At 41.9% G+C, this 26961-nt stretch carries 23 protein-coding genes; 14 read left to right on the forward strand and 9 right to left on the reverse strand.

Annotation, left to right across the window (positions count from 1 at the left end; all coding sequences use genetic code 11):
• Positions 1-79: 79 nt before the first annotated feature.
• Positions 80-2641, forward strand: a complete 2562-nt coding sequence (gene uvrA, locus CWC04_RS04660; RefSeq protein ID WP_138684744.1) for an excinuclease ABC subunit UvrA — start codon at positions 80-82, stop codon at positions 2639-2641.
• Here the strand turns inward: uvrA and CWC04_RS04665 are convergent.
• From CWC04_RS04665 to CWC04_RS04675, 3 genes are all read right to left on the reverse strand, one after another.
• Complete coding sequence (locus CWC04_RS04665; RefSeq protein ID WP_138684745.1) at positions 2638-3129, reverse strand: DUF2798 domain-containing protein; 492 nt, start codon at positions 3127-3129, stop codon at positions 2638-2640. The two genes, uvrA and CWC04_RS04665, sit on opposite strands and share 4 nt — an antisense overlap.
• Before the next feature lie 76 nt (positions 3130-3205).
• On the reverse strand, positions 3206-3823 hold the full coding sequence (locus tag CWC04_RS04670; RefSeq protein ID WP_024032743.1) for a LysE family translocator: 618 nt from the start codon (positions 3821-3823) through the stop codon (positions 3206-3208).
• 68 nt (positions 3824-3891) lie between these two features.
• Complete coding sequence (locus CWC04_RS04675) at positions 3892-6354, reverse strand: S9 family peptidase (protein WP_138684746.1); 2463 nt, start codon at positions 6352-6354, stop codon at positions 3892-3894.
• A 165-nt stretch (positions 6355-6519) separates the two neighbouring features.
• Here CWC04_RS04675 and CWC04_RS04680 point away from each other — a divergent pair, with 165 nt between their 5' ends.
• From CWC04_RS04680 to CWC04_RS04690, 3 genes are all read left to right on the forward strand, one after another.
• Complete coding sequence (locus CWC04_RS04680) at positions 6520-7497, forward strand: LacI family DNA-binding transcriptional regulator (RefSeq protein ID WP_138684747.1); 978 nt, start codon at positions 6520-6522, stop codon at positions 7495-7497.
• Complete coding sequence (locus tag CWC04_RS04685) at positions 7497-8726, forward strand: glycosyltransferase (RefSeq protein WP_138684748.1); 1230 nt, start codon at positions 7497-7499, stop codon at positions 8724-8726. Before CWC04_RS04680 ends, CWC04_RS04685 begins: the two co-directional genes overlap by 1 nt.
• Before the next feature lie 107 nt (positions 8727-8833).
• Positions 8834-10060, forward strand: a complete 1227-nt coding sequence (locus CWC04_RS04690) for a threonine/serine exporter family protein (RefSeq protein ID WP_029773039.1) — start codon at positions 8834-8836, stop codon at positions 10058-10060.
• Between the two features lie 56 nt (positions 10061-10116).
• Here CWC04_RS04690 and CWC04_RS04695 read toward each other — a convergent pair whose 3' ends face one another.
• Together CWC04_RS04695 and CWC04_RS04700 are read right to left on the reverse strand one after the other, a co-directional pair.
• Positions 10117-11175: an alcohol dehydrogenase family protein gene (locus CWC04_RS04695; protein ID WP_138684749.1), complete on the reverse strand. Its 1059-nt coding sequence runs from the start codon at positions 11173-11175 to the stop codon at positions 10117-10119.
• Positions 11176-11186: 11 nt separating this feature from the next.
• Complete coding sequence (locus CWC04_RS04700; protein ID WP_138611065.1) at positions 11187-11693, reverse strand: TetR/AcrR family transcriptional regulator; 507 nt, start codon at positions 11691-11693, stop codon at positions 11187-11189.
• Between the two features lie 360 nt (positions 11694-12053).
• Here CWC04_RS04700 and CWC04_RS04705 point away from each other — a divergent pair, with 360 nt between their 5' ends.
• Complete coding sequence (locus tag CWC04_RS04705; RefSeq protein ID WP_138684750.1) at positions 12054-13961, forward strand: tetratricopeptide repeat-containing diguanylate cyclase; 1908 nt, start codon at positions 12054-12056, stop codon at positions 13959-13961.
• A 10-nt stretch (positions 13962-13971) separates the two neighbouring features.
• Here CWC04_RS04705 and CWC04_RS04710 read toward each other — a convergent pair whose 3' ends face one another.
• Genes CWC04_RS04710 through CWC04_RS04720 form a run of 3 tightly spaced genes read right to left on the reverse strand, consistent with a single transcriptional unit; the run spans position 13972 to position 14783 of the window.
• Positions 13972-14190, reverse strand: a complete 219-nt coding sequence (locus tag CWC04_RS04710) for a DUF6500 family protein (RefSeq protein ID WP_064387059.1) — start codon at positions 14188-14190, stop codon at positions 13972-13974.
• Positions 14191-14216: 26 nt separating this feature from the next.
• Entirely contained in the window at positions 14217-14474 is a 258-nt protein-coding gene (locus CWC04_RS04715; protein ID WP_126009226.1) for a putative periplasmic lipoprotein, read from the reverse strand.
• Positions 14475-14531: 57 nt separating this feature from the next.
• Positions 14532-14783: a hypothetical protein gene (locus CWC04_RS04720; RefSeq protein WP_138684751.1), complete on the reverse strand. Its 252-nt coding sequence runs from the start codon at positions 14781-14783 to the stop codon at positions 14532-14534.
• Between the two features lie 316 nt (positions 14784-15099).
• Here CWC04_RS04720 and CWC04_RS04725 point away from each other — a divergent pair, with 316 nt between their 5' ends.
• On the forward strand, positions 15100-15525 hold the full coding sequence (locus CWC04_RS04725) for a hemerythrin domain-containing protein (protein WP_004589589.1): 426 nt from the start codon (positions 15100-15102) through the stop codon (positions 15523-15525).
• 86 nt (positions 15526-15611) lie between these two features.
• Here CWC04_RS04725 and CWC04_RS04730 read toward each other — a convergent pair whose 3' ends face one another.
• Complete coding sequence (locus CWC04_RS04730; RefSeq protein ID WP_138684752.1) at positions 15612-16025, reverse strand: hypothetical protein; 414 nt, start codon at positions 16023-16025, stop codon at positions 15612-15614.
• 348 nt (positions 16026-16373) lie between these two features.
• On the opposite strand from CWC04_RS04730, the gene CWC04_RS04735 reads away from it, so the two are divergent.
• Genes CWC04_RS04735 through CWC04_RS04770 form a run of 8 tightly spaced genes read left to right on the forward strand, consistent with a single transcriptional unit; the run spans position 16374 to position 26850 of the window.
• Complete coding sequence (locus CWC04_RS04735; protein ID WP_138684753.1) at positions 16374-18728, forward strand: TonB-dependent receptor; 2355 nt, start codon at positions 16374-16376, stop codon at positions 18726-18728.
• Positions 18729-18744: 16 nt separating this feature from the next.
• Positions 18745-20898: a dihydrolipoyl dehydrogenase family protein gene (locus CWC04_RS04740; protein WP_138684754.1), complete on the forward strand. Its 2154-nt coding sequence runs from the start codon at positions 18745-18747 to the stop codon at positions 20896-20898.
• 1 nt (position 20899) lies between these two features.
• Complete coding sequence (locus CWC04_RS04745) at positions 20900-21718, forward strand: DUF547 domain-containing protein (RefSeq protein ID WP_138684755.1); 819 nt, start codon at positions 20900-20902, stop codon at positions 21716-21718.
• Positions 21705-22982 carry an ABC transporter substrate-binding protein gene (locus CWC04_RS04750; RefSeq protein WP_138684756.1) on the forward strand — a complete coding sequence of 426 codons (1278 nt, stop codon included), beginning with the start codon at positions 21705-21707 and terminating at the stop codon, positions 22980-22982. Before CWC04_RS04745 ends, CWC04_RS04750 begins: the two co-directional genes overlap by 14 nt.
• Positions 22979-24733 carry an ABC transporter permease gene (locus CWC04_RS04755; RefSeq protein WP_138684757.1) on the forward strand — a complete coding sequence of 585 codons (1755 nt, stop codon included), beginning with the start codon at positions 22979-22981 and terminating at the stop codon, positions 24731-24733. Before CWC04_RS04750 ends, CWC04_RS04755 begins: the two co-directional genes overlap by 4 nt.
• A gap of 22 nt (positions 24734-24755) precedes the next feature.
• Positions 24756-25394 (forward strand): ATP-binding cassette domain-containing protein, encoded by a 639-nt coding sequence (locus CWC04_RS04760; RefSeq protein WP_138684758.1) that lies wholly within the window; start codon positions 24756-24758, stop codon positions 25392-25394.
• Between the two features lie 27 nt (positions 25395-25421).
• The gene (locus tag CWC04_RS04765) at positions 25422-26066 is read left to right on the forward strand and encodes a CDP-alcohol phosphatidyltransferase family protein (RefSeq protein WP_138684759.1); all 645 of its coding nucleotides are present in this window, start codon (positions 25422-25424) and stop codon (positions 26064-26066) included.
• Positions 26059-26850 (forward strand): sterol desaturase family protein, encoded by a 792-nt coding sequence (locus CWC04_RS04770; protein WP_138684760.1) that lies wholly within the window; start codon positions 26059-26061, stop codon positions 26848-26850. The genes CWC04_RS04765 and CWC04_RS04770 overlap by 8 nt, the downstream gene beginning before the upstream one ends.
• Positions 26851-26961 lie beyond the last annotated feature (111 nt).

The raw sequence follows: 26961 nt of genomic DNA on the forward strand, positions 1-26961 counted from the left end.
TCATTCAGTGACTCCCCATTAGTATTAATACTTTGCGGCACGTTAATAAACACATGGTTATTAAACAGGAGTAAATTACATGGCAACCACACCTAAAAATTCACATGAGGTTAGTAATGCGCAATCGGCTTTATTAAACCCAGAGCACAGCATTCAAGTACGAGGTGCGCGTGTTCATAACTTAAAAAATGTGGATGTAAACTTGCCCCGTAATTCACTTGTTGTTTTTACTGGTATATCGGGCTCGGGTAAATCATCGCTCGCCTTTGGAACATTATTTGCCGAATCACAGCATCGTTATCTTGATTCGGTATCGCCTTATGCGCGCAGATTAATAGACCAAGTAGATGAGCCCGATGTAGATTCGATTGAAGGGCTGCCACCCGCGGTAGCATTACAACAACAGCGTGGTGCACCCTCGGTACGTTCATCGGTGGGTAGCGTAACCACTATTTCTAACGCGCTGCGAATGCTTTACTCACGCGCGGGCGAATACCCCAAAGGGCAAGGTATACTGTATGCCGATGCGTTTTCGCCAAATACACCACAAGGCGCCTGCCCAGAGTGCCATGGTATTGGCCGCGTATTTAACGTAACCGAAAAGCTGTTAGTGCCCGACCCTACTAAATCAATTAAAGAGCGCGCCATTGCAGCATGGCCGCCAGCTTGGCAAGGTAAAAACCTAAGCCGTATTCTTACCTCGTTAGGTTACGATATTAATAAACCGTGGAATACCCTGCCCAAAAAAGCCCGTGATTGGATTTTGTTTACCGACGACACGCCCACAGTACCCGTGTTTCCCGAGTACACGCTTGAGCAAACCCAAGCGGCTATTAAAAATGAAGAAAGCCCCAGCTACATGGGTACCTTTATAAGTGCTAAACGCTTTGTTTTACAATCATTTGCGAGCACTCAAAGTCCGCGCACAAAAAAGCGCGTGTCGCAGTATATGCAAATATCACAATGCCCACAGTGCGAAGGAAAAAAACTTAAAAAAGAGTCGTTATCGGTTAAAGTAGCAGGCCTTGATATAGGCGAAATTTCGCAATTAACACTTGGCGAGCTGGCAGAAAAACTCAGCATTGCTGCCAATAACCCCGCTAAAAGTAACGCAGCCAACCCCGAAAAAAACATTGTGGCAAAGCGCATCACAAGCGACATTATCAAACGCGTAGAAGCACTCACTAAGCTTGGTTTAGGGTATTTATCGCTTGAGCGTACTACGCCATCGTTATCAGCTGGGGAATTACAACGCTTGCGGCTTGCAACGCAAATTCGCTCAAAATTATTTGGTGTTGTGTATGTGCTAGATGAACCTTCGGCAGGTTTACATCCAGCCGATACGCAAGCACTTTTAAGCGCCCTAGATGAGCTAATAGCGGCTGGTAACTCAGTATTTGTGGTGGAGCACGATACAAGTGTAATTCGCCACGCCGATTGGGTGGTTGATGTAGGGCCAAATGCGGGTTCGCATGGCGGTAATATTGTTTACAGCGGCCCAATTGAAGGCTTAGAGCAAGTGAGCAACTCACATACAAGTCAGCATCTTTTTAAGCATAACAATAACGCAAAGCCAAATCATCAAACACAACGTACTCCAGCAGCCTGGCTTAAGCTAAGTGGTATTGAGCGTAACAATTTACACAACATCAGTGCCGAATTTCCGCTTGGGGTTATTACAAGTGTTACGGGGATTTCTGGCTCAGGTAAATCAAGCTTAGTAAGCCAAGCCTTAGTCGAGCTTATTCAAGATGCTTTAGGACAAAAAACGCCGCCGCCAATGCCTACCGATGAAGCCGACTTGCTTGATCAAGAACTCCAAACACCAACCCATGGCAAAATTACCGAGGGCCTTGAGCATATAAAGCGCCTAATAACGGTTGATCAAAAAGCCATTGGCCGCACGCCTCGCTCAAACCTTGCTACTTACACTGGTTTGTTCGCTCACGTACGTAAATTGTTTGCCAGTACCAAAGAGGCAAAAGCGCGTAAATACGATGCTGGTCGTTTTTCGTTTAATGTGAAAAAAGGCCGTTGCGACAACTGCGAAGGCGTAGGCTTTGTAAGCGTGGAGCTGTTATTTTTACCAAGCGTGTATTCGCCTTGCCCTGTGTGTAACGCCAAGCGCTACAACCAAAAAACACTCGACATTACCTATAAAGATAAAACCATTGCCGATGTGCTTAATTTAACGGTGGAGTCAGCGCATACATTTTTTTCCGATGAACCCGCTATTTTACGTGCGCTAAATGCGCTCTTACAAGTAGGCCTTGGCTATTTACGTTTAGGGCAACCTGCTACTGAGCTATCGGGCGGAGAGGCCCAGCGCATAAAGCTTGCCACAGAGCTGCAACGTGCGCAGCGCGGCGATACGCTGTATATTTTAGATGAACCAACCACCGGCCTACACCCAAAAGATGTAGCCATGTTGATGGCGCAGTTAAATGGCTTAGTTGATGCGGGCAACACCGTTATTATGGTTGAGCACGATATGCAAGTAGCCAGTAACAGCGATTGGGTTATTGATATTGGCCCAGGAGCGGGGGACGAAGGCGGCTTAATTGTTGCTCAAGGTAAACCAGAAGATGTGGCTCAATCTGAGCATAGCCGCACGGCAACGTTTTTAAAAAGCGCAATTTAGCTTTTTAAAAACCGCTCTAATTTAGGTTTTACAGTAACCGACATAACAAGCATTAATGTTAAACCAATGGGTAGCGCGGCTAATAACCCCTCTACCCACGCGGTATAAAATAAGCGCATATTGGCAAAACCTATATTGTTAGTAGCGGTTACAAACGCCATTAGCGACTCCATGGTAAGCGCCATAAAAACACTAATCACTAAATTACGTTTTAGCTCACTTGCTTTTGGTAATAACTTAGCCACCAAGGCATTCATAAGGGCTGTCATCGCTAACCCCACAGGGGCCATAACCAACACCGCACTTAAAAACGAAGTAAACCAATCTATATAAAAATGCTCAGTTATACCTACATTTGTGTAAGTCATAATGCCTGTTAAGCTGCCGCCTACAAAAACAATAATACTTACCATCACCATTATTTTATAAATGATCGGTGTTTTTTTAGGCTCTACGAGCGCAGAATTTACTAAAGCAGGCGTATTCATTAAACAGGTATCTCTCTTAAAATAGATGACAAAATCAACTATATCAAATTGATTGATAATATCAACTGCTATTTAATTACCCTAATGCCAGCCATATGCCTACTAGCACCATAAGGCTGCCTGCAATTCGGTTCATCCATTTTATATTATCGCCACGGCTTAAAAATAAACGTAGGCTTTTACCGCCTGTGGCGTACGCTAACATGCAAATAAATTCGCTTATCATAATAACTAAAACAAGCACTAACAGTTGCGGGGCGAGTGCGTGTTCAACGCTAATAAATGGCGGTAGTAAAGAGATCATAAACGCCCAGCCCTTTGGGTTAGCAATGGCAGTTACAAAGCCTTGCGTAAATAGCGACTGGCGACTTACATCACTTGGGCTATGTGTATCAATCGACATTTTACCTTTTGCGCGCCACATATTTATACCTATATAAATTAAGTATGCACCGCCTACCCATTTTAAAATATCGAACGCATTAGGGTAATTTAGCATTACGCTTGCAACACCTAATACCGCAGCAATAGCAACACTTGCGACCCCTAACAGCTCACCTATCATCATCCATAATGTGCGCCTTACACCTATGCTCATACCTAATGTCATGGCAAGGGTCATACACATACCCGGTGTGATAGATACAAAAAAGAAGGTAGGAATAAAAACGGCAAGCGCTGCAACATCAATCATTTTTTCTCTCTATATTAAAGGCAAAAAACGCGGCTAAAGTAGCCGCGCTATTGGTTACCTATTATCTACTATTGTTCAGTACTTGCCACTGGCTGAGTAATGACCTCTACTGGCTTTGCGGTATCACTTAATAAATACTTATCTAGCCATTGCTCTTGTTCCCACAGTACATGCAATAAGCTTTTACGAGCGCGGTAACCATGTGCCTCGTAAGGGAGCATAACTAAGCGAGCGTCTTTACCTAAGCCTTTTAGGGCGGCGTACATGCGCTCACTTTGCATTGGGAAAGTTCCAGAGTTAGGATCTTCTTTGCCATGAATCATCAGCATTGGCTCGTTAATTTTTTCAGCATGGAAAAACGGCGACATGTTAGCGTACACACTTTGTGCTTGCCAAAAATCACGCTCTTCACCCTGAAAACCAAACGGCGTTAAGGTACGGTTGTAAGCACCACTACGGGCAATGCCGGTTTTAAATAAATCGCTATGCGCTAATAGGTTTGCCACCATAAATGCACCGTACGAGTGCCCTGCTATAGCAATGTTGTTTTTATCGGCAATGCCTTTTTTAACCAGCACATCAACCGCAGCTTGTGCACTTGAAACTAGCTGCTTTCTAAAGTTATCGTTTGGCTCGCTACCATCAATACCTACAATAGGCATTTTAGGGTCGTCAAATACGGCAATACCTTTAGCAAGGTAAGGCATAGGGCCCCAATAACCAATGTAAGTAAATTCGTATGGTGATTCGCGCACTTGTGATGCTACGGCTTTATCTTTGTATTCAAGTGGGTACGCCCACATAAGTACAGGTAACGGGCCTTGGGTTACATCGTAACCTGGTGGTAAATAAAGCGTGCCAGAAAGCTCAACCCCGTCATCACGTTTGTAACGTAACTGCTCTTTTGTAACCCCTTTAAATGCTGGGTACGGATGAGCAAAATTAGTAAGCTGCGTAAGAGTATCGTTATCTAAATCACGAATAAAAAAGTTAGGTTGCTCGGTTTTAGACTCTCGCACAGTTATAAAGCGCTCGCCTTCGTCGTCAAGCAATGCACGAACACGCTCGTAATATGGCGCTTGTGATTGCCATAAACGCTTGCTGCTATTCGTTTTTACATCGTACTGGTCTAAAAACGGAATATTACCTTGCTCAGACGCGCCGTTACCGCGCAGATACATATAACGCCCGCCAACAATTTTAATAACGTTGGCGCCTAAATCGTTACGCTCGTATATAAAGCTACCTGGGTTTTTATACGCATCGTTATAGCTTCGCTCAGAAAAAAGCACACGGTTTTTATCTGCATTGCGTGGCTGAATAACATACGTACGCACTTGGCGGTCGCTAAAGCGCCAGTCGCTAAGTATGGCAATATTTTGATTACCCCAAACAATACCTGCATAGCGGCGCTCTACTTTAGCAAACAGTTTAGGCTCGCGTTTAAACGGCGCGCGTAAGCTGTAAATATAATCATGGTGCTTAACATCGGTTTTCATGTCGCCGCCATCTTGCGCTTCGGCCCAAATAACTTCTGCGCCTTGATCCGCGCGCCATTCAAAATCGCGGCGGCCGGTGCGAACACTGTCATAGCCTTGTGGAATGTTATCGGCAAGCGGTTGTTTTACAAGTTCGACTAATGCGTAACCGCGCATTCCCCATATTTGCCAAGTGCTGGCAAAACGGCTGTAAGGTACTTGATACGAAAACGGCTCGTTTATCGCAGCAACTAATATATTGGTTGAATCTGGCGATACCGAAAACGATTTAAATAATGCAGGGCTGCCAATGGCTTGTGTATTGCCATCAAGCGTTACGTAAGCTAATTGCCCTTGGCCGTAAAATTTAAACTGTGCTTCGTCAAACGGGCTGGTTAATAAGTTTTGATAGGTACGCGCGGGGGCTTTTTCGCCTGTGCTTTGTTGTATTACAGGCACTACATTTTGACTGCTGTTTTTTAACGCGGGTTTACCTATATTAACCGCTAAATTTGCAACCAGTGCGCTGCTATCGGGTAGCCATTGGTAAGGCGTAGCGGTAATAACTGAGTTAAGCGCTGCATTTGAGAGCATTTTTGCTTGCTTTGTCTCTACACTATAAAGCCATAAATTTGCTTGGTTTTGTTGCTCTACAACAAATGCTAAATATTTACTGTTAGATGACCATTTAGGCGAGCGAATAATACCGTTTGGTAAATTATTAATATTAATAACGGTGCCGCTTTGCACATGCTTAAGCTCAAGCGCGCTGTATTTAGCGCTAACACGCGAACGCGAAAAGTTAGCAGGGTTAAGCTTTATACCCGCAAGTTTAAGCTCATCTTTAGCAAGCTCGTCAAGCGTCTCTACGCGCTTACGCTCAAATAAAGCAAGCCATTGGCCATCGCTCGATAAAAAACTAGTGGGTGCTAATTTGGCATCTACCACAGCGGCTAGCTCAGGCGAAGGTGTTTGATAACCTTGCTCAGCATAGCTGTTTGGCATTATTACAACACAACAAATAAAGGCAACTAACAGCCTAAATGCGTTCATGTTTTTATCCTTTTGTTATTTTTAAGATTATAAAAGGTATATAAACATGTTTTGCTCTGTTCATAAAGTATTAAGCTTTAAATTACAGGGCTAAAAGATGACTTAAACGCATTATATACGCTACACTACGCAGCTATTTACTCACTACTGCGCGCTTAAAATACCATGCCTAACAAAGCTAAATCGGTCACTATTTTTGATGTTGCTCACCGTGCGGGGGTGTCTAAATCGACCGTATCGCTGGTGCTTACACACAGCAATAAAGTAGCCGATAAAAGCAAACAAAAAGTGTTACAAGCCATAGATGAGCTAGGTTATGTGTATAATCGCGATGCAGCGGCTATGCGCTCAGGGCGCTCTAATTTAGTGGTTGTAGTGATTGACGATTTAACAAACCCGCTTATGGCATTGCTTGCTAAAAATATAGAGCAGGCTTTAAGCGAAGCTTTTTTTCAGGCCATTATTGTTAGTAGTAACAACAGCGTAGAGCGCCAAACGCAGCTAATAAATAATTTAAAAGAATACAAAGTGGCTGCATTTATAATTTGCCCTGTGGCTAGTACCTGTGCGCAGTGGCTCGACAACCTTGCTGCTGCCTACCATGTTATTAGCCTAATGCACGAAGTACCTTACAGCTCAGCCCCGTGTGTTTTACCCGACTACACTAAAGCAAGCCATGTAGTAACATTGCAGCTAATAAATGATTCGCCTAAAAACATACTGTTTATGGGTGATGAAAGCTTATCTGCACAAGGTTTATTAAGTGGCTTTAATAGCGCGTGTAAAAAACACAATATAACCCCTGAGCCAGCTATTACGTGCTCAAAAAGCACCCCATTACATGCTAAGCAAATATTTAGTAGCACATTACTTAATAATCCGAGTATTGACGCGGTTGTATGCGCTAATAATATAATTGCGCATGGCGTTTTAGCCGCCGCCCCGCATTTAAAAAACAATATAGTAAGCTGCTTACATATTCCTGATATTACCGAAATGCAACCTCGCTTTACTTGCGCCAATATAAACACGCAAGAGCTTGCTAAGCGCAGTATTTTAGTGCTGCAAGAACAACTTCAAACAAACACTGCACCAGTAAAAACACTGGTAAATGTAAACCTACAAATTAGAGAAACACCGTAATGAAAAAAGTGCTGGTAATTGGTTACGTATGGCCAGAGCCAAATTCGTCTGCTGCGGGTACGCACATGATGTCGTTATTAAATGCGTTTAAAGCGCAAAATTGGCAAGTAGAATTTGCCACCCCAGCACAGCGCACCGAGCACATGGTAAACCTAGATCACTTTGGTATAACCAGTCAAAGCATTGCCTTAAACTGCGAAAGTTTTGATGAGTACGTTAAAGCGTACAACCCAGACATAGTGATGTTTGACCGCTTTATGATGGAAGAGCAATTTGGCTGGCGTGTAGATAAACATTGCCCTAATGCCATTAAAATACTCGATACCGAAGATTTACAATGCCTACGTAATGCGCGCCACGAAGCGCACAAAGGCGAGCGAGAATTTACCACCAGCGATTTACATTCAGACATAGCAAAACGCGAAATAGCCGCAATATTGCGCTGCGACCTAAGCTTAATTATTTCAAGCTTTGAAGTGCAATTACTTAGTAGTGTATTTAACGTAGAAGCCAGTTTATTACATCATCTCCCTTTTATGGTCGATTTAACTGCTTTACCTGCGCAAACTAAATCGTTTGAACAACGTGAGCACTTTATGACCATAGGTAACTTTAGACACGCCCCCAACTGGGATGCCGTGCTGTACTTACAAAAAATATGGCCGCTTATTCGCAAGCAATTACCAAAAGCAGAACTGCATATTTATGGCTCTTACCCGCCACCAAAAGCAACAGCACTTAATAACCCTAAAACCGGTTTTTTAATAAAAGGCTGGGCCGATAACGCCTATGAGGTAATGCAAAGCGCACGCGTATGTTTAGCCCCACTTCGTTTTGGCGCAGGTATAAAAGGCAAGCTGCTAGAAGCAATGATAATGCAAACCCCCAGTGTAACTACCAATATAGGCAGTGAGGGCATGCACAACGAACTACCATGGCCTGGTAAAGTGACTAATAATACCGACGATTTTGCAAATGCAGCCGTTGAGCTTTACACCAATCAAGCCGATTTTGAACACGCGCAACAAGCTGGCAACACGCTACTTAATACCGTGTACGACAAAGTAAAATTAAGCGCGGCGCTAATTAATAAAATTGACTCTATAAGCAACGATTTAAAAGCGCATAGGGAAAAAAACTTCACCGGACAAATGTTAAAACACCATACTATGCGCAGTACGCAATATATGGCGCAATGGATTGCTGAAAAAAATAAAAAATTAGATTAAAAATGACTAGACTCCTACAGATTTGTGTTTAAAATCGCGCCCATTACAAATGGGCGTTTTAGCCTATACTTTTAGCTAATTTATTTACACACTGGTCCATACAAGATTTGAAAACTGCAACCTTTACTGAAAAACGCAAATTTATCGTTAAATTAGGTAAAATGCTTCATAAGTACGGTACCCCTGCGTACCGCCTAGAAGCACACTTAATGGAAGTGGCCACTTACTTAGGACTTAAATCGTCTTTTGTTATGTCGCCAACTTCGGTAACGTTTGTAATTTGGACTGATGGCCACGAAGACGAATACACCCACGTGGCACGCGTAGACCCAGGCGATCACGACTTAGGCTCACTTGCCGACACCGACGACTTAGTTAATCAAATGCTCGACGACAAGCTCACCTTACAAGAGGTTGATGCTCAGCTTGATGCCATTTACGACATGCCAAACCCGTACAATAAATTTGTTACCGGTATTGCTTTTGCAACATCGGGGGGGGCATTTGCCATGCTAATGGGTACCAGCTGGACAGACGTTATTTGGTCTGCGTTACTTACTTTAGTGGTGTATGTGTTTGTGCTGTGGTCGGGGCGCTCAAAACGGGTTGCTCACATGCTTGAGCCCCTTGTTGCTATAGTATCGGCAGTGCTGGCTTGTGCAATAAGTGTGTATATTTCGCCCGATATAAATATACGGTTGGTGGTGCTTTCAGCCATTATTGTATTTATACCTGGTTTAGCGCTAGCGCTTGGTTTAGCAGAGCTTGCCGCTAGGCATTTGGTGTCGGGTACGGCGCGGGTTATGGACTCGTTTATGCTGTTATTTAAACTGTACTTTGGCGCCTTTATTGGCATAGGCATTGGCTTTGCCATATTTGGCCAAACCGATTTTGTACAGCCCGAGCCACTACCGCGCTGGACTGCGTGGCTGGCTATATTTTTACTTTGTAGCAGCTTAATAGTGATATTTAGAACCAAACTTAAACATGCTGGATGGTCAATCGCATCTGGTTTTATAGCCTATGGCACGAGTATTGGTTCGGCTATGTACCTTGACTACACGTTAGGCACGTTTGTTGGTGCGCTTTCGGTTGGAGTGTTTAGTAACTTATTTAATCGCGTTGCAAATGCGCCAGCTTCCATTGTTGCCATGCAAGGCTTAATTGTACTGGTACCCGGCAGTAAAACGTATATTGGCTTAAACTCGCTTATTGAAGGCCAAGACTTTGTTTACGCCGAGCATATAGGCCAGCAAACGTTTTTAATATTTATGTCGCTTGTAGCAGGGCTCATATTTGCAAACGTGGCTTTACCGCCTAAAAAAAGCTTATAAGCTTGTTACCATTTAAAAGCCCGCTTACTTTGTAACGGGCTTTGTTGTTTAACGCGTTATTCGCTATGGGGGATAGTGAGTACAATTTTTCCTACGTGTTGTTTTTGTGCAAACACTTTTTGCGCTGTAACAATTTCGCTCAATGGGAATGTTTGCGCCACAATAGGCTTTATTTTTTCTTGTTCAATAAAGTTAACTAAGCTTTTAAATACCTCAGGCTCTATAACTGTACAGCCAAAAAAAGTTAAATCTTTTAAGTACAAAGTACGTATATCAAGCTCGACTAATGCCCCGCCAATAGCGCCCGACACCGCATAACGCCCCTTTGGTTTTAATACCTCCAGCAGTGCAGGCCATTGCTCACCGGCAACAAGGTCAATGACTACATCAACACTGTTTTTACCTAAGGCTTGAATTAAATCATCTTCACGAAATATAACTTTATCGGCACCTAACTCTTTAAGCTGCTGCGCCTTACTTTTACTCGTAATGGCAATAACAAAAGCGCCACGTGCTTTAGCTAATTGCACTGCCGCTGAGCCAACACCACCAGAAGCGCCTGTAATTAAAACAGTTTGCCCTTGCTGTGGGTTTGAGCGAAATAGCATGTTTTCGGCCGTAGAATATGAGCACGGAAAAGAGGCCAGCTCTTCATCACTATAGTTACTAATGATTTTATAAGCGTGAATAGAGTCAACGCGGGTAAACTGTGCAAAGCCACCATCACACTCAGAGCCAAAATACCATGGCGATTTAAGCGTTTCGCCATTAGCTTTAATTAAACATGGCTCAACAATAACGCGCTCACCAATACGGCTTTGATCTACGTTTTTACCAACAGCCACAATTACGCCGCATACATCTGCCCCCTGAATACGAGGAAAAACAAACGCATCACCAGACCAACTTGCATCGTCTTTACTGCTTTGTTTTTTAGCGTACCACGCCGTGCGGGTATTAAGATCTGTGTTATTAACACCTGCCGCCATGACTTTTATAAGTACATCGGTTTGTGCAAGCGCTGGCAACGGTAGGTTAGTTGCATACTTTAACACATCAAAATCGCCATGCTCGGTAAGCTGTACAGCGTGCATTGTGCTAGGTAAATTTGCCATTGGTTGCTCCATTATATTAATTTAAGAATACTGTTTTTTGCTGATGTAACCGCCTCATCGCCCATAACTGGCCATGCACTCGACACTCCTTCGTGCAGCAAAAACAAGCTACTGGCCAACGATGAATTTAAACCTTGCTCACCTAGCAGTTTTTTTACGTCATTTTTATGTGTTTGCACCGCAAGGCTAATAGCTTCATCTTCAGGAAACGCCGACAACGCATTAATAGATAAACAGCCATTAGGCGCAAATTGCACCATCCACGCTTTTAGTTGATCAAACATGTGCAAAACCGCCTCAACTCCCGGAGCAGGTGCACCTTTAAGTAAAAAATTAATATAGCGATTATGGCGGTACTCAAGCGCAGCAATGATCATTGCCTGCTTTGACGGGTAATATTTATAAAGGGTGCGCAAACTAACGCCACTGAGTTTTTGCAGCTTAGCCACACTAGGCTCAGCAAAGCCATGTTGACTAAAGGCCACCTCAAGCGCAGCAGCTATATCTTGTTTTAGCATAATATTTAACCCATGTAGAATGAATGCTCTACCCAACATAGTAGAGCATTCATTCTACATGTCAACCAATACAGATTTATACAAAATAATAACTATTAATAACTATGACACCCATCTTAAAATTAACAAATGAGGAAATGAATTAGGTGGTGCACTTCCAATTAGAATCTAGGATGGGAGTCATAGTTATGTTTTAAATGGATGTCATCATTATTTTAATAATGCTTTTCATACTTATTTACTAGAAATTGAACTTTCAAAAGGATGTGGTGGTGTATTCCCAATAAAGTATTAACTTGTTATTTACAAGTAATGCTATAGTTAGTTATATCGTTTTAGGTGTTGATTCAGTAAAAATAAATGACGAACAATATAATAATAAAAATCAATATGGTGTGGTTTCGCTTTTTTGCGCTCCTGTTATTTTTACTAACAAGTAGCGCTACATTTGCCAGTAGCTCTTCATTAACTTCATCTGATATAAAATCAATCCAAAGCCTGCTTAGTGATATTAAAGCCAACAAGCTAGATTACCTTTTACACCAAAAACAACTAACCCACGCTTATAATGTCACTAAACATACAAAGCATAAACAGTTGCACCTTGCAGCGGCTGCCTTATATTCAGAGCTACTTTTTCGACAAGAACAATACACCGCGCTAAGTACCCATTTGCTAATGTATTTAAAGAGTACTGAGCTTGTAACATATAAAAACAGCCACCTACTATTTTTAGAGGCTCAGCTTAAGCTTTTCGCAATTAACAAAGAGTTAAGTAATGCGCAATCGCTTGCTAATCAACTGCAAACGCAGGTAAAACAGCTTTCTCCTAACGAACAAATCATTGTTTTTCGGGCTATAGCCTATTACTACACCGAAACCGACGAACTTAAAAAAACGCTAAGTGCGGCGTTAACAGGTTTAGAGCTTGCTATAAAAGAAGAAGACATAGCCTCGCAGGGCTACTTTTTTAGAAAAATTGCCGACGCTTACAACTACCTCTACAAAGATGATAAAGAAAAAGCCATTTATTATGCCCAAAAAGCGGTAGATGCATACGAGCAAACAAGCGACGGCCTATTTACTGCTAAAGCTTATTGGAGTTTAGGAAACGTATTACTTGAGGTCGGTCAGCCTAAAAACGCGCTTGTATACTTAAATAAAGCGCTGGCTTATTTTAGCAAAGTTAATATGAAAAAAGGTTTAGCCTTCGCTCAATATTCTATTGCAAATATTCAATACCTGCAGGGTAATTACGACACGGCTTTAATGCTTGTAAACAAAAACATTGCACTTGCAAGCTCTGCCGGCATTAACGACATGCATTTAGCATCAATGATTTTATTATCAGACATCTACACAAAACAAAATTTATTAAATAAAGCCAACCAAGTAAACGACGAAGTATTTTTAAACCTAGATAAATTTAGCCGCAGCATTTATAAGGCTGATTTTTTAAGTAAACGCTATAAATTAAAGCGCCAGCTTAACTTCACCGAAGATGCATTTAAAGCTATTGAAGATGAGCTTGCTTATACAATAAAACACTACGAAGCCACCAGCGAAACCAATATAAAAACCTTACAAGTTAAATTTGAAGTAAAAGAAAAAGAAGACAAAATTTTACAGCTAGAATACGAAAAAGACATAAACAAACTGCAGGCAACAGAAGAACACCAGCAAAAAATAATTTGGCGCTTAAGTGCCTCAATCGCCTTTATTTTAGTCATCGTGTCGCTATTTTTATTTTACCGCCAAATGCGCCAACGAAAAAAATACCATGCTATAGCATTAACCGACTACCTAACTAACAGCTTAAATCGGCGTGGCATTTTGCAAAAAGCAAATGAGTGTTTATCCCAGCAGAGCCTAGCAATAGCCATCGTTGATTTAGATTACTTTAAAGCTATTAACGACAAATTTGGCCACGATATAGGAGATTTAGTACTTATAAAATTTGCTCAAGCAGCAAAAGACACACTAAGTACTAACGATAAGTTTGGACGCTATGGCGGCGAGGAGTGGCTATTTGTTTTAAAAACGCAAAATCGCGATAAAATAAACAACTTTTTTGAAAATCTTGAAAATAAGTTAACGCAGTACTGCAGTCATATTGAGGCATTGCCAAGTAAAACACACGTTACCTTTAGTGCTGGCGTGGCAATAAGTGATGCTAAAAGCGACTCACTTAGCGAGCTAATTAAACGTGCAGACCAACAACTCTATAAAGCAAAAGAAAATGGCAGAAACCAAATAGCAATCGCGTAAATATATGTTATTAGTCACCTTCAATAATCATTTGTTTTATTTTTATCGCTTTTTCAAAGTGATCTAACTTATGGATGTGTATCCACCATGTAGCGGCTTGCATCAGCAGCTCTGGATTGTCGTTTTTATTTGCAAAAAAAGCGTAAAAAGAAAGGCCTACGTTTTCGCCTTTGGCTGCTATTTTTTTATCGCACACAGCTATAATTTTTGCTTTTAGTTCTTCCTGCATACATACCTTATTTAATTGTATTTTAATTATCTAAATATACCGTTTAAAAAACTAACAATGAGCTGTAAAAGACTTCTATCAACAATACTATGATTCTCAAACTCTTTATTAGGCGTATTTACTTTTGTAGCTTTGCATTCATTATCTAGCGGCTCATTTTTATGTATATTGGTTTCATAAGCTATATCAGCTTGCTCCATACATTGTGCAGAGCCCGCATAAGGCTTTGCCGCACAGCCAGTTAAAAATATACACAGTAAGAATACAATTAAAAACGCTTTCATATTCAACCCTATTTTACGCACCCTTGTGCTTTAAATTATAGCTGTAAGTTTGCTTACTTAGTCGGCTATTAAAACAAGTAGATCAATAAAAAACACACCAACTTCATCAACAAAAGTGTCGCCTTTAGCATCCTTTTTTATTTGAGCGCTTACACATTCATTGTAAACCTCTGAGCTTGTTTTAGCGCCACTTAGCTCAGTCATTTCTGCCTCTTGTATGCATACACGTCGTTCAGAATGCACGGCTGTACTACATGCACTTAATAACGCGCACAGTAATAATGCTGTAGTGGGGCTTTTTAAGTTCATCCTTAAACTATCCTAATATCTAAAGTTTTATAAAAATATAGGTAAGGCAAGTATGTACAGCTTGTACCCAAATAATGCGCTACTTTACCATCTCAATAAAATACCCTACCAGTAAAAATATGTAAGCTTATGTAGCGTCAAAAGCAATCACCTCTTTTAATCTGAAAAAATTGCAGCTGTTTATGTGTAAAAGTTACAGAGCAACTCCATCCAAACCAGCCAAAAGTACATTAAAGTCAACTATATCAACACATTAAAGTCTGGCACTGCGCTTGCTTTTAAAAGTCTATAAAGTAATTACAGCAAGGAAAGTGTTATGAATATTTTTGAAGCGCTACGTCACGACCACGATAAACAACGCGAGTTAGTAGATGCCCTCATTCAAACGCACGGCGATACACAGCAGCGCCACAAGCTAATGGACGAGCTAAAAACCGAATTAGAAGATCACGCAAAATTTGAAGAGCGTTATTTTTATAACCCACTTATGTTTGACGATTTAACGCACGAAAAAGCACGCCACAGCGTTGCAGAGCACCATGAAATTGACGAATTAATAGAACAACTTGAAGACACCGAAATGAGCTCGTCTGCTTGGTTAGTTGCAGCTAAAAAATTGCACCATTTAGTGCATCATCATTTAAGTGAAGAAGAACATGAAGTATTTCAATTAGCGGGTAAAGCCCTAACCGAAGGGCAAAAAGAAAGCCTAGCTAAACAGTATAACGATGCCATGCATTAGTTATTAATTAAACCGACTTCCATACACTCCCTTGTGTACTTATTGGTTATAAGCCGTATGGCTTATAACCATTTTTTTTTGCAGCGCTACTTAATGGTAAATTTAACGTCTTGCTCGCGTAACACATACAGTGCAAAACACGCTGCCCACATTGGCCACGCTGTAAAAAACAATAAGTTATTAAAGCCATCAATATACTGGTTATAAGATGAAAGCGTAGAAAGGCCGTGCATTACAAATATAACGCCATACGTAAGGCGCTTTTTAATACCCGCTATAAAAGCCAACACTAAAATAAGCTGTAACGCCCCCAGTACATAAGCAACCACATCAGTAGAGCCGCTAACACCATAAAAATGCTCAAAAATTCGTGCGCTATGCCCAGGGTTAACAAACTTATCAAACGTCCACATAATCATTACAATAAACACGCCTAGGCGTAGCGAAAAAAGCGACCACTGCAAACGATTTTGAAAGTCAGTACCTGTTGTACCAGTCATAAAATTTCCTTAAAACTAAATAATTTAATGTTGAAACTAGCAAGACCGCTCAACACATATTTTATTTCATCTTAATGTATAATTTTTTAATAAATTCGGTGCCCTGCTTTACGTTTGTTTGCGTATAAAACCGCTATTTATAAATTACGACCTTATCATGGCAATAACTAACTACAGTATTTGTAAAACAAAAACATAGTGCCTAAAACTGAATAACGCTTTTGAGCAATGTGCTAAACTTTTAACGTTTCATTCTAAAAAATAAAAAGAATTAATATTTACTGAAAGTTATTCACAAAGCTGCAGGTCTTTATTGCCACATTCACACTAACCAAAATGAGAACCCTTTTGAAACATTCATATTTGGCACTTTTTATAGCCGCTTCACTCACACCTAATTTTTATGCTCATGCGGCACAATCTGCAGCTAATACCGACTCAATTGAACGTATTGAAGTAGCAGGCCAAACGATTAAATCTCAAGGGCTTTCTGTAAAAGATGCCACTATTAATGGCCCCTTCGGCGACAACCTTGCGCTGCAAGACATAGCACGCTCAGTAACGCCTATTTCAAGCGAGTTAATAGAGCAACTAAATATTACTACCCTACAAGACGTACTAGCCGTAAGTCCAAACACATACTCTGCAAGTGGCTTTGGTGCACCCAGCTTACCTACTATTCGTGGCCAGCTAGGTGAGCTTTTTCAAGATGGTACACGCCGCCAAGCAGGTAATAATGGCTTTGGCGTGCCGTTATCGTTCAATTCTGTAGAACAAATAGATGTAGTAAAAGGCGCACCGCCGGTTTTATTTGGTTCAAGCCAACGTAACGGTGGTTTTGTAAATTTACACTCAAAGACTGCCTCTACAGATGAAAGTAAAGGTAAAGTTAAGCTCTCAGCCGGGCGATGGGATCAATACAGTGCGCAAGTAGATTACACTGCCCCCATTATAAAAGATAAAGTGGGCCTTAGAGTAAGTTACGAGCACCTTGATGAAGGCAGCTACTACGATTACTCAGGCACTAAAAGCGATAGTTTATTTGCATCACTACGCATATTGCCCGATGATAAAAGCAGTTGGGATATTAACTTTGAGCTATACCAAGTTGAATTTACCGATAACGCCGGTATTAACCGCCCTACCCAAGCTTTAATTGATGATGGCCTTTATATTACCGGCCAAGGCGTGCAAGCAAATGGTAGTACCGTACCAGCAGCGGGTTCTATTGTTTCGCCTACTGGGCAAGTAAAAATAGATCGTAGCACCGTACTTACCGACCCTGATAACCAAAACGAAGCAACCACTTATTTAATTCACAGCATTTATAAGCGTGAGCTAAGTGCTAATGCCTCACTTAAAAACATTACGTATTTTCAGCATTTACAGCGTGAAGAAATAGCCCAAAACAGCTTTGTAGAAATTATAGACGGCGCTGATACAGCGCAAAACCGCACTGAGCTTACCTACCGCTGGAATAGCGACCAACAAACAATTTTTGCTTTTGACGTACGCTACAACAAAGTACTTGGCTACAGCCAATTTACTACCGAAGCCGATTTACCTATTGATTTAACTGGCCCACTTTCAAACCGCCGCATACCCTTAACCGATGCACAAAAAGCGCGTTTAGTAGAGCTAAGCCCAGGTGTATTTGTATCGCCTGGTGGTCAATACGATTTAGATAACGATGGCAGCGGCGATTTTAACTTATCAGACACCACCGACTCACGTTCATGGCAAACAGGGCTTGCTATTCAGCAAGACTCAGATTGGGGCGATAAACTTCATACTAGCGTGGGTTACCGCGTTGACTTTTACGATGTAGAAGCAAACGATCCTATTGCGCCACAAGGTCAAGTTGCCGCAAGCGACAGCATTAACGAAACCCTGCATTCAGGCCAAGTTAGCTTTAATTACAAATTAAATAGTGATTACACCACTTATGGTGCAGCAAGTTATAACGAAGCAACATCAAACAGTATGGCGGGCGGTACATCACTTGGCGGCGATAACACAATTAGCGCACAAAATTTTGCTACCGAAAACACCTTAGTTGAGTTTGGCTTAAAGTACACCCCGACCGACAGCGACTGGTACGCTGATGGCGCGGTATTTAGCCAGCGCCGTAGTTTACGTAATCGCGACGGCAGCAATACAGGTATTCGTACTACAGGTTTTGAAAGCCAAGTATTTTACGATGCCTACCCTTATTGGCTAAGTGCGGGTTACAGCTACATAGACGCTCGTTACGACAATTCTGCAAGCAGTCAAGATTCTGCTCAAGTAATCGATGCGTTTGACAATTCACGCCCAGATATTATTGCAGGAACCGGCGTTGGCGCACCAAGTTTTACCGCGTTTGCACCTTCAAACCGCCAAGTTCAGGGCATTCCTGAGCAGTCGTTCAGTTTTAACGGAAATTATTCAATTAATTCGAAATGGCAAATGGGTTTTTCCGGTCTATATACAAAGAGTTACCCATTAGACTTTTTAGCAACAGTTAAAATTCGTGATCAATACACGCTAAACGTTAATACTAGCTACGCATTTACGCCTAGCACTAAGTTGCGATTAGATGTAAACAATGTCACTAATCAAAAAAACTGGCGCCCAGTATTTGAAGGGGGTTACTTTGGCGCAACATTGGCATTTCCAGAACTGCCAATAAACGCAAAATTAACACTAACCCATAATTTTTAAGAGCGGTTGAGAGAACATGATTAAAAAACTATTTTTGGTATTGATTGCAGCAGCGGCTATAGGCTTGTTCTTTCACTTTAATTTACACCAGTTACTTACGCTTGAAGGCTTAAAAGGCTCGATGGATCAATTTAGCCAATATAAAGAGCAATCGCCATTATTGGTTTTTGGTGGCTTCTTTTTATTATACGTAGTGGTAACGGCTCTCTCATTACCGGGGGCGGCTATATTAACACTAGCCGCAGGTGCGTTATTTGGCTTAGTTGAAGGCTTATTGGTTGCCTCGTTTGCCTCTACGGTAGGTGCTACGCTTGCCTTTTTAGTATCACGTTACTTATTGCGCGATACAATTAAACAACGTTTTCCTGAGCGCTTAGACGCTATTGACGCAGGCGTTGAAAAAGAAGGTGGCTTTTACTTATTTACGCTTAGATTAGTACCCGTATTTCCGTTCTTTTTAATTAACTTATTGATGGGTGTTACCGCAATTAAAGCATGGACCTTTTACTGGGTAAGCCAAATAGGCATGCTGGCGGGTACATTTGTATTTGTAAACGCGGGTACGCAACTTGCGCAAATTGAAAGCTTATCAGGCATTTTATCGCTCGATCTTATTTTATCGTTCGCTTTATTGGGTGTGTTCCCTTTTATTGCTAAAGGAATCTTAAACGTGTTTAAAAAACGTCGCGTATACAAAAACTACACTAAACCTAAAAAGTTTGACCGTAACATGATTGTTATTGGCGCAGGTGCTGGCGGCTTAGTGACAAGCTACATTGCAGCAGCAGTTAAAGCCAAAGTAACGCTAATTGAAGCCGGCGAAATGGGTGGCGACTGTTTAAACTACGGGTGTGTGCCAAGTAAAGCTGTGATTAAAAGCGCTAAAATTGCTGAGCAAATTCGCCACGGTGAACACTATGGCTTAGAAAACGCGACACCGCAGTTTTCGTTTAAAAAAGTAATGGCACGTGTACACCAAGTGATTGCCGACATCGCACCACACGATAGTGTTGAGCGTTACACTAACCTAGGCGTAGATGTAGTAAAAGGCTATGGTAAATTATTAGACCCGTGGACTGTAGAAATTAAGCTTAACGACGGTGGCACGCAAACACTCACAGCCCGTACTATTGTTATTGCCACAGGCGCACGCCCATTTGTACCGCCACTTCCTGGTATTGAAGAAACAGGCTACGTAACAAGCGATACATTATGGACTAAATTTGCTGAGCTTGAAGAAGCCCCTAAAAAGCTTGTTGTACTTGGCGGTGGCCCAATTGGGTGTGAACTTGCACAAAGCTTTGCACGCTTAGGCTCAAATGTTACGCAAATTGAAATGGCTGAACGCATCATGATCAAAGAAGACCTAGAAGTGTCTACCTTTGCCCACGAAGCGCTTATTGAGAGCGGCGTAAACATTTTAACCTCGCATCAGGCACTGCGCTGTGAAGCGCGCGACGGTAAAAAATTCATTGTGGTAAAACATAATGATACCGAAATCGATATTGAATACGATGAGCTACTATGTGCTGTGGGCCGAAGCGCTCGCCTTAAAGGTTACGGCCTTGAAGAACTCGGTATTGAAACTAATCGTACTGTAGTCACTAACGAATACCTAGAAACGCTATACCCTAACATTTTTGCCGCTGGCGATATTATAGGTCCGTATCAATTTACGCACGTAGCCGCTCATCAGGGTTGGTACGCAGCAGTAAATGGCTTATTTGGTAATCTTAAAAAGTTTAAAGTAGATTACCGTGTTATTCCGTGGACTACGTTTATTGACCCTGAAGTAGCACGTGTTGGCTTAAACGAGCAAGACGCTATTGATAAAGGCATTGACTATGAAATCACTCGCTTTGAATTTGAAGAGCTAGACCGCGCCATTACCGACAGCGCCACCAAAGGCTTTATTAAAGTAATTACACCAAAAGGCAAAGACAAAATACTCGGTGTTACTGTGGTATCTGAGCACGCTGGCGATTTAATAGCTGAGTTTGTACTAGCAATGAAACACGGTTTAGGCCTTAACAAAATACTAGGCACAATTCACAGCTACCCTACTTGGGCTGAAGGTAACAAGTACGCAGCAGGCGAGTGGAAACGCGCTCACGCACCTGAAAAAGTACTTAACATGCTTGAAAAATACCACACATGGCGCAGAGGCTAATATGTTTAAAACACCTTTAAAAGCGCTATTGTTAGGGTCTGCTTTGCTTGCAACATCGTTTGCAACGTCATTTTCGGCCCAAGCTCAAAACATGCACGAGGGCTGGAACGCATTATTAAACAACCATGTTGTAGCTATTAATAATGGCCACAGCACTGAGGTTGATTACGCAGCAATAAAAGCTAAGCACAGCGAGCTTAAAACCTATTTAGATTCGCTATCGGCTGTTACGCAAAATGAGTTTGATACATGGGAAAAACCAAAGCAACTGGCGTTTTTAATCAACGCGTATAACGCCTTTACTGTTGAGCTAATATTAACAAAATACCCAAACCTTAAATCAATTAAAGATTTAGGCAGCTTTTTTAGCTCACCGTGGAGCAAAGAGTTTGTGCCATTACTTGGTAAAACGCGCAGCCTTGATGATATAGAACATGGTTTAATACGTGGCAGTGGTAAGTACAACGACCCACGCATTCACTTTGCTGTAAATTGCGCAAGTATTGGCTGCCCAGCCCTACGTGAAGAAGCCTACACTGCCACTGATTTAGAAAGCCAATTGCAAGCGCAAACGGTGCGTTTTTTATCAGATACAACCCGCAATATAGCGCAAGATAAGACGCTAAGTGTATCTTCAATATTTAAGTGGTACGGCGAGGATTTTGAAAAAGGCTTTAAAGGCGCAAACACATTGCAGCAGTTTTTTATGCAATACCCTAAAGCACTAAAGCTGGTACCCGCTCAGCAAAAAGCGCTTAAAAATAACAACATGCAAGTTAAATTTTTAGACTACAACTGGGATTTAAATGCTCGCCAATAAATGTTGGCAAACATTATCGCGATACAGCTTTTGCTGTGTCGCGTTTTGCATTTGCCTTGTTATTAGCTTTAAAAGCCTAGCAAGTACACAACTACAAAGCCGTTGGCAACAAATAGAAAGCTTAGGTAAAAACCAAAGCGTATATTTTTATGCGTGGGGCGGCGATGCGCAAATAAATGCATATATTCAATGGGCTGCGCAGCAAGTAAAAGCCAAATACAACATTAACTTAGTCCATGTAAAGCTCAGTGATACCAGCGAAGCAGTAAGCCGGGTACTTGCCGAAAAATCAGCAAACAATAACGATAAAGGCAGCGTAGATTTAATTTGGATAAACGGTGCTAACTTTGCAACCATGAGCGAGCACTCGTTATTACTTAAACAATGGGCTAATAAGCTGCCTAATTTTAGCTACACCGACCCTAGTAATAACCCTGCTGTTAATTTTGATTTTGGAATACCCACTAATGGAATGGAAGCACCTTGGGGCCAAGCATCGCTCACCTTTTACTACGACAGTTTAGCAATCGACGGCACTGCAAATAACACACTACCAACAACCCTAAACCAATTACTTAGCTGGAGCGCACAAAATCCAGGGCGCTTTAGCTACCCAAAGCCGCCTGACTTTTTAGGCATGAGCTTTTTAAAATACGCGCTTGTTATGCTACATCAACAAAGCGATGACACACTTAAAGCACAGTTAAATCAGCCAGCTACTGCACAAAACACAGCCCAAGTATTAAACCCATTATGGGACTTTTTAAATAAGCTGCACCCAACACTTTGGCGCGGCGGTAAACACTTTATGCAAAGTGGTGCACAAATGCGCCGTTTAGTAGGCGACACCGAGCTAAGCATAGCGTTTACGTTTTCAGCACCCGAAGTGCCCGCAGCCGTTAAACGTTATGATTTACCAAAAAGTATTCGCAGTTATGCAATGCAAGATGGCAGTTTAAGTAACACCCACTTTGTAGCCATACCTTATAATGCAAGCCATGCACAAAGTGCGCAGTTAGTGGCTAATTTTTTATTAAGCCCAGAGGCGCAAGCTCAAAAACAAAAAGCACCTATATGGGGCGATAAAAGCGTGCTTATTCAATCAACGCTAGCACCACAGCAGCAAGCTTTATTTAAAACAACGCAACCGCATCCAAGCGCCCTGCCTTTAAATAGTATTAAACGCACGCTAAGTGAGCCTCACCCAAGCTGGGTAAACGCTATTTTGCAAGGTTGGCAAGCGCGTTTTGGAGTAAGCCAATGAGTGTTGTATCAAATAAGCTAGCAGCGAGTTCAACGCTTAAACCACATAAAAGCGCCGATATGTTTAGTAAATTAGTTACATTGAGCCCACGATTTTTACTGGCATTGCTTATTTTGCCGGTAATAGGCGGCTTAATTAGCGTGCTATTGCCCGCTTTTGGTTATGAGCCGGTACTTGAGCATACAACACTTGGCCTACATGGCTTTACTATGCTCATGCAAACACCCGGCCTAACACACATGGTTATGCTAAGTGTTGGCAGCGGATTAATAAGTACCTTACTAGCCTTTACCATTACATTAATGATTTTAGCGGCATTTTTTAATAGCCCGTGGCTTAACCGTATTCAGCGTTTATTGAGCCCGATACTGGTAATTCCCCACGCGGCAGCGGCTATAGCGGTTGGTTTTTTAATTGCGCCTTCGGGAATGATCTCGCGCTTAGTATCGCCTTGGTTTAGTGGGTGGGAACTTGCACCTAACGGCATGTTTCCGCATGACGCGTTTGGTATTAGTATAATTTTAGGCTTAACCCTCAAAGAGCTGCCTTTTTTACTGTTAATGGCGCTAGGTGTACTTGCCCAACCTGAGCTTGGCAAAAAGCTGCGCCAGCAACATAAAGTAGCGCTTAACTTGGGCTACTGCCCTATGACGGCTTTTTTTAAAGTAGTATTACCAAGCCTTTACCCATTACTGCGCCTACCCATTTTAGCCGTATTGGCTTATGCCAGTGCAAGTGTAGAAATGCCACTTATTTTGGGGCCAAATACCCCGCCAACGCTTGCTGTTGCTATAATGCACTGGTTTAACGATGTAGATTTAAACCTGCGTATTAAAGCCTCTGCGGGGGCACTATTACAGCTTGTACTTACTGGCGGTTTACTAGCTCTTTGGCTTGGAGGCGAAAAAGCGATAAAAGCATTATTTAGTGATTTACTCACCAATGGCGAGCGAGAATATGGCGGCGTTTATTGGCAAAAAATAACAGCCGTATTAACGGTATTTGTAATTGGCTTTATTTTGCTCTCGTTAACTGGCTTAATTATGTGGTCGGTTGCCGGATTTTGGCGTTTTCCGGCGGCACTGCCCGAGCAGCTCACGCTACTTCACTTTAAAAGTGCGCTAATGCAAATGCAAAACCCGCTTTTTAATACCCTTGCTATAGGGCTAGTTACTACGTTATTTGCCATTATTATTACGCTTTTGTGCTTAGAGTCAGAGCAGTTAAGTGCCAAACCTATGTCGCGCTTTACCAGCTTAATTATTTATTTACCGCTGCTTGTGCCAAGTATTGCATTTTTATTTGGCCTAGTGTGGCTGCAACAACTAGTAAATAACCAGGCCGCGTTTTTTAATGTGGTATTTACCCACTTATTGTTTGTACTCCCGTATGTATTTTTATCGCTTGCGAGCAGTTATAGGCGCTTAGATCCTCGCTTTGCTCATGTAGCAGCAAGCCTTGGCGCAACGCCCTGCAAAGTGTTTTTACAAGTAAAATTACCCCAGTTATTTGCTCCTGTTTTAATTGCGGCGGCACTTGGTTTAGCCATTAGCTTTGGCCAATATTTACCTACACTTTTAGCCGGTGGCGGGCGCATAGCAACCATCACAACCGAAGCGGTTACCCTTGCTAATGGCGCAAGTAGGCGCACCAGTGCGGTGTATGCCATTATGCAAATGGCATTGCCACTCATTGGCTTTATACTAGCGTGGGTGTTACCTAAGTACTTTTTTAAAAGCGCCCATCGCTAACCCATAAATTAAAAGGTTTTTAATGCAGTCATCTTTAGAGATTAAAAATTGTGAGCTTTATCGTCAAAACCAGCAATTACTTAGCTTAAACGAGCAGGTAAAAGGCGGCGAAATACTCACGGTTATGGGGCCATCAGGCAGTGGTAAATCAAGTTTATTAAATTGGCTTACCGGCACATTACCCAGTGGTTTTAGCGCAAATGGCGAAGTGTGGCTTAACGGCGAAAATATTAATAACTTGCCCGCACATTTACGCCACATAGGCGTGCTTTATCAAGATGCGTTATTATTTTCGCATTTATCGGTAAGCGGTAACATTGCCTTTGCTATGCCTAAAGGCAATAAAAGACAGCGCCTTGAAAAAATAGAGCACGCCCTTGAACAAGTAGGGTTAAAAGGCATGGCTAATCGCCACCCCGACAACCTCTCTGGTGGGCAACAAGCCCGCGTTGCTTTATTGCGTATGCTATTAAGCGAGCCAAAAGCTATTTTACTTGATGAGCCCTTTAGCAAGCTCGATACCCAATTAAGAGTAGATACGCGCGAGCTGGTATTTAGCCAAATACGCGAGCATAAATTGCCCGCTATTATGGTAACTCACGATCATAGCGATGCAGAGGCTGCAAACGGCAAACTGATCACCTTAAATTTAGCCAAGTAAACGCACAAAAAGCACAAGGCACCAAGTATGTTAGACAAATACATCACCCCAGTAATAAAGCCACTGTTAACCCCTGTTGTAGCGTTAATGCACAAGCGCGGCATAACACCCGACCAACTTACTGTGGCGGGCTTTTTAATAGGGCTATTAGCTGTGCCATTAATTGCGTATGAAATGTGGTACGCAGCGTTAACGGCTATTGCTTTAAATCGTATTTTAGATGGGCTAGATGGCGCATTGGCACGCCATGCAAATTTAAGTTCAAGCGCTGGCGGCTTTTTAGATATTACCCTCGACTTTTTATTTTATGCGGCAATTCCGCTTGGCTTTATTTTGGCAAACCCTGAGCAAAACGCCATTGCAGGTAGCATATTACTGACCACCTTTATAGGCACTGGCTCAAGCTTTTTAGCCTTTGCCATAGCCGCCGAAAAATTTAAGCTCGAAAAACCCCAGTTTAAATACAAAAGCTTTTACTATTTAAATGGTTTAACCGAAGGCACAGAAACCATCGCGCTGTTTATTGCCTTTTGTATTTGGCCGCAGCACTTTGCCCTAATGGCGAGTATTTTTGCCACTGCGTGCGCTATTACTATTTTTACACGTATACATGGTGGTTATAATACGCTTAAACGCCAAGAAGCTGATGAGGTTAAACAAACCAATGAGTAATGAAATTTGGTGGCGATTAGGGTTCTTTTTTAGCATTTTGGTTATTATGATGCTGCTAGAATCGCGTATGCCTGCCCGTAAATCGCCGATAAAAAGCACCACCCGATGGTTGGCCAATTTTGGACTGGTGTTTGCTTCATCATTAATTGCTCGCTTAAGTGTGCCAATAGGCTTAACTGCCGTAGCGTTTTATAACCAAGAGCACGGTATCGGTTTATTTAATCAAATAGCCACACCAAGTAGTGTTGCTATTATTTTAAGCATATTACTACTTGATATAGTTATTTATTGGCAGCACCGGCTGTTTCATCAAGTGCCTATTTTGTGGCGTTTGCACCGTGTGCACCACGCCGATGCCCATGTAGATACCAGCACAGGTTTGCGTTTTCACCCTATCGAAATTGTGCTCAGTATAGTTATAAAATTGATTGCCGTTACCGCTTTAGGAGTACCTGCTATTGCAGTATTAATATTTGAAATAGCACTTAATGGATTAGCGCTGTTTAACCACGCCAATATACGTTTACCCAATGCCATAGAAAAACCACTTCGGCTCATATTAATGACCCAAATACTGCACCGTATTCATCATAGTCAACGAGTGAGCGAAACCAATTCAAACTATGGATTTAGTGTTATTTGGTGGGATAAACTGTTTGGTAGTTACAAAAATGAAGCGCAAAAAGCCGATAACGACATAGATATAGGCTTAAAAGAATACCCTAACCCGCAGCAAAACGCCTCGCTGTGGGGCTTGCTAATTATGCCGTTTAAACGTAAATAAGCTGCCATTTCAAGTGGCTACAATACTATTAAAATAAATAATAAATTAAGAGGTAAATGCGTATTTAAATTTACACATTTACCTTATTAAACCCCGCCAAAGCCTTACTCC

The sequence above is a fragment of the Pseudoalteromonas sp. S2893 genome, from assembly GCF_005887105.1.
GTDB classification, from domain to species: Bacteria; Pseudomonadota; Gammaproteobacteria; order Enterobacterales; family Alteromonadaceae; genus Pseudoalteromonas; species Pseudoalteromonas atlantica.

Coding starts and splice junctions, on each gene's coding strand:
- uvrA (WP_138684744.1), top strand. CDS start 80: ATGGCAACCACACCTAAAAATTCACATGAGGTTAGTAATGCGCAATCG.
- CWC04_RS04665 (WP_138684745.1), bottom strand. CDS start 3,129: ATGAATACGCCTGCTTTAGTAAATTCTGCGCTCGTAGAGCCTAAAAAA.
- CWC04_RS04670 (WP_024032743.1), bottom strand. CDS start 3,823: ATGATTGATGTTGCAGCGCTTGCCGTTTTTATTCCTACCTTCTTTTTT.
- CWC04_RS04675 (WP_138684746.1), bottom strand. CDS start 6,354: ATGAACGCATTTAGGCTGTTAGTTGCCTTTATTTGTTGTGTTGTAATA.
- CWC04_RS04680 (WP_138684747.1), top strand. CDS start 6,520: ATGCCTAACAAAGCTAAATCGGTCACTATTTTTGATGTTGCTCACCGT.
- CWC04_RS04685 (WP_138684748.1), top strand. CDS start 7,497: ATGAAAAAAGTGCTGGTAATTGGTTACGTATGGCCAGAGCCAAATTCG.
- CWC04_RS04695 (WP_138684749.1), bottom strand. CDS start 11,175: ATGGCAAATTTACCTAGCACAATGCACGCTGTACAGCTTACCGAGCAT.
- CWC04_RS04700 (WP_138611065.1), bottom strand. CDS start 11,693: ATGCTAAAACAAGATATAGCTGCTGCGCTTGAGGTGGCCTTTAGTCAA.
- CWC04_RS04705 (WP_138684750.1), top strand. CDS start 12,054: ATGACGAACAATATAATAATAAAAATCAATATGGTGTGGTTTCGCTTT.
- CWC04_RS04710 (WP_064387059.1), bottom strand. CDS start 14,190: ATGCAGGAAGAACTAAAAGCAAAAATTATAGCTGTGTGCGATAAAAAA.
- CWC04_RS04715 (WP_126009226.1), bottom strand. CDS start 14,474: ATGAAAGCGTTTTTAATTGTATTCTTACTGTGTATATTTTTAACTGGC.
- CWC04_RS04720 (WP_138684751.1), bottom strand. CDS start 14,783: ATGAACTTAAAAAGCCCCACTACAGCATTATTACTGTGCGCGTTATTA.
- CWC04_RS04725 (WP_004589589.1), top strand. CDS start 15,100: ATGAATATTTTTGAAGCGCTACGTCACGACCACGATAAACAACGCGAG.
- CWC04_RS04730 (WP_138684752.1), bottom strand. CDS start 16,025: ATGACTGGTACAACAGGTACTGACTTTCAAAATCGTTTGCAGTGGTCG.
- CWC04_RS04740 (WP_138684754.1), top strand. CDS start 18,745: ATGATTAAAAAACTATTTTTGGTATTGATTGCAGCAGCGGCTATAGGC.
- CWC04_RS04745 (WP_138684755.1), top strand. CDS start 20,900: ATGTTTAAAACACCTTTAAAAGCGCTATTGTTAGGGTCTGCTTTGCTT.
- CWC04_RS04750 (WP_138684756.1), top strand. CDS start 21,705: ATGCTCGCCAATAAATGTTGGCAAACATTATCGCGATACAGCTTTTGC.
- CWC04_RS04755 (WP_138684757.1), top strand. CDS start 22,979: ATGAGTGTTGTATCAAATAAGCTAGCAGCGAGTTCAACGCTTAAACCA.
- CWC04_RS04760 (WP_138684758.1), top strand. CDS start 24,756: ATGCAGTCATCTTTAGAGATTAAAAATTGTGAGCTTTATCGTCAAAAC.
- CWC04_RS04765 (WP_138684759.1), top strand. CDS start 25,422: ATGTTAGACAAATACATCACCCCAGTAATAAAGCCACTGTTAACCCCT.
- CWC04_RS04770 (WP_138684760.1), top strand. CDS start 26,059: ATGAGTAATGAAATTTGGTGGCGATTAGGGTTCTTTTTTAGCATTTTG.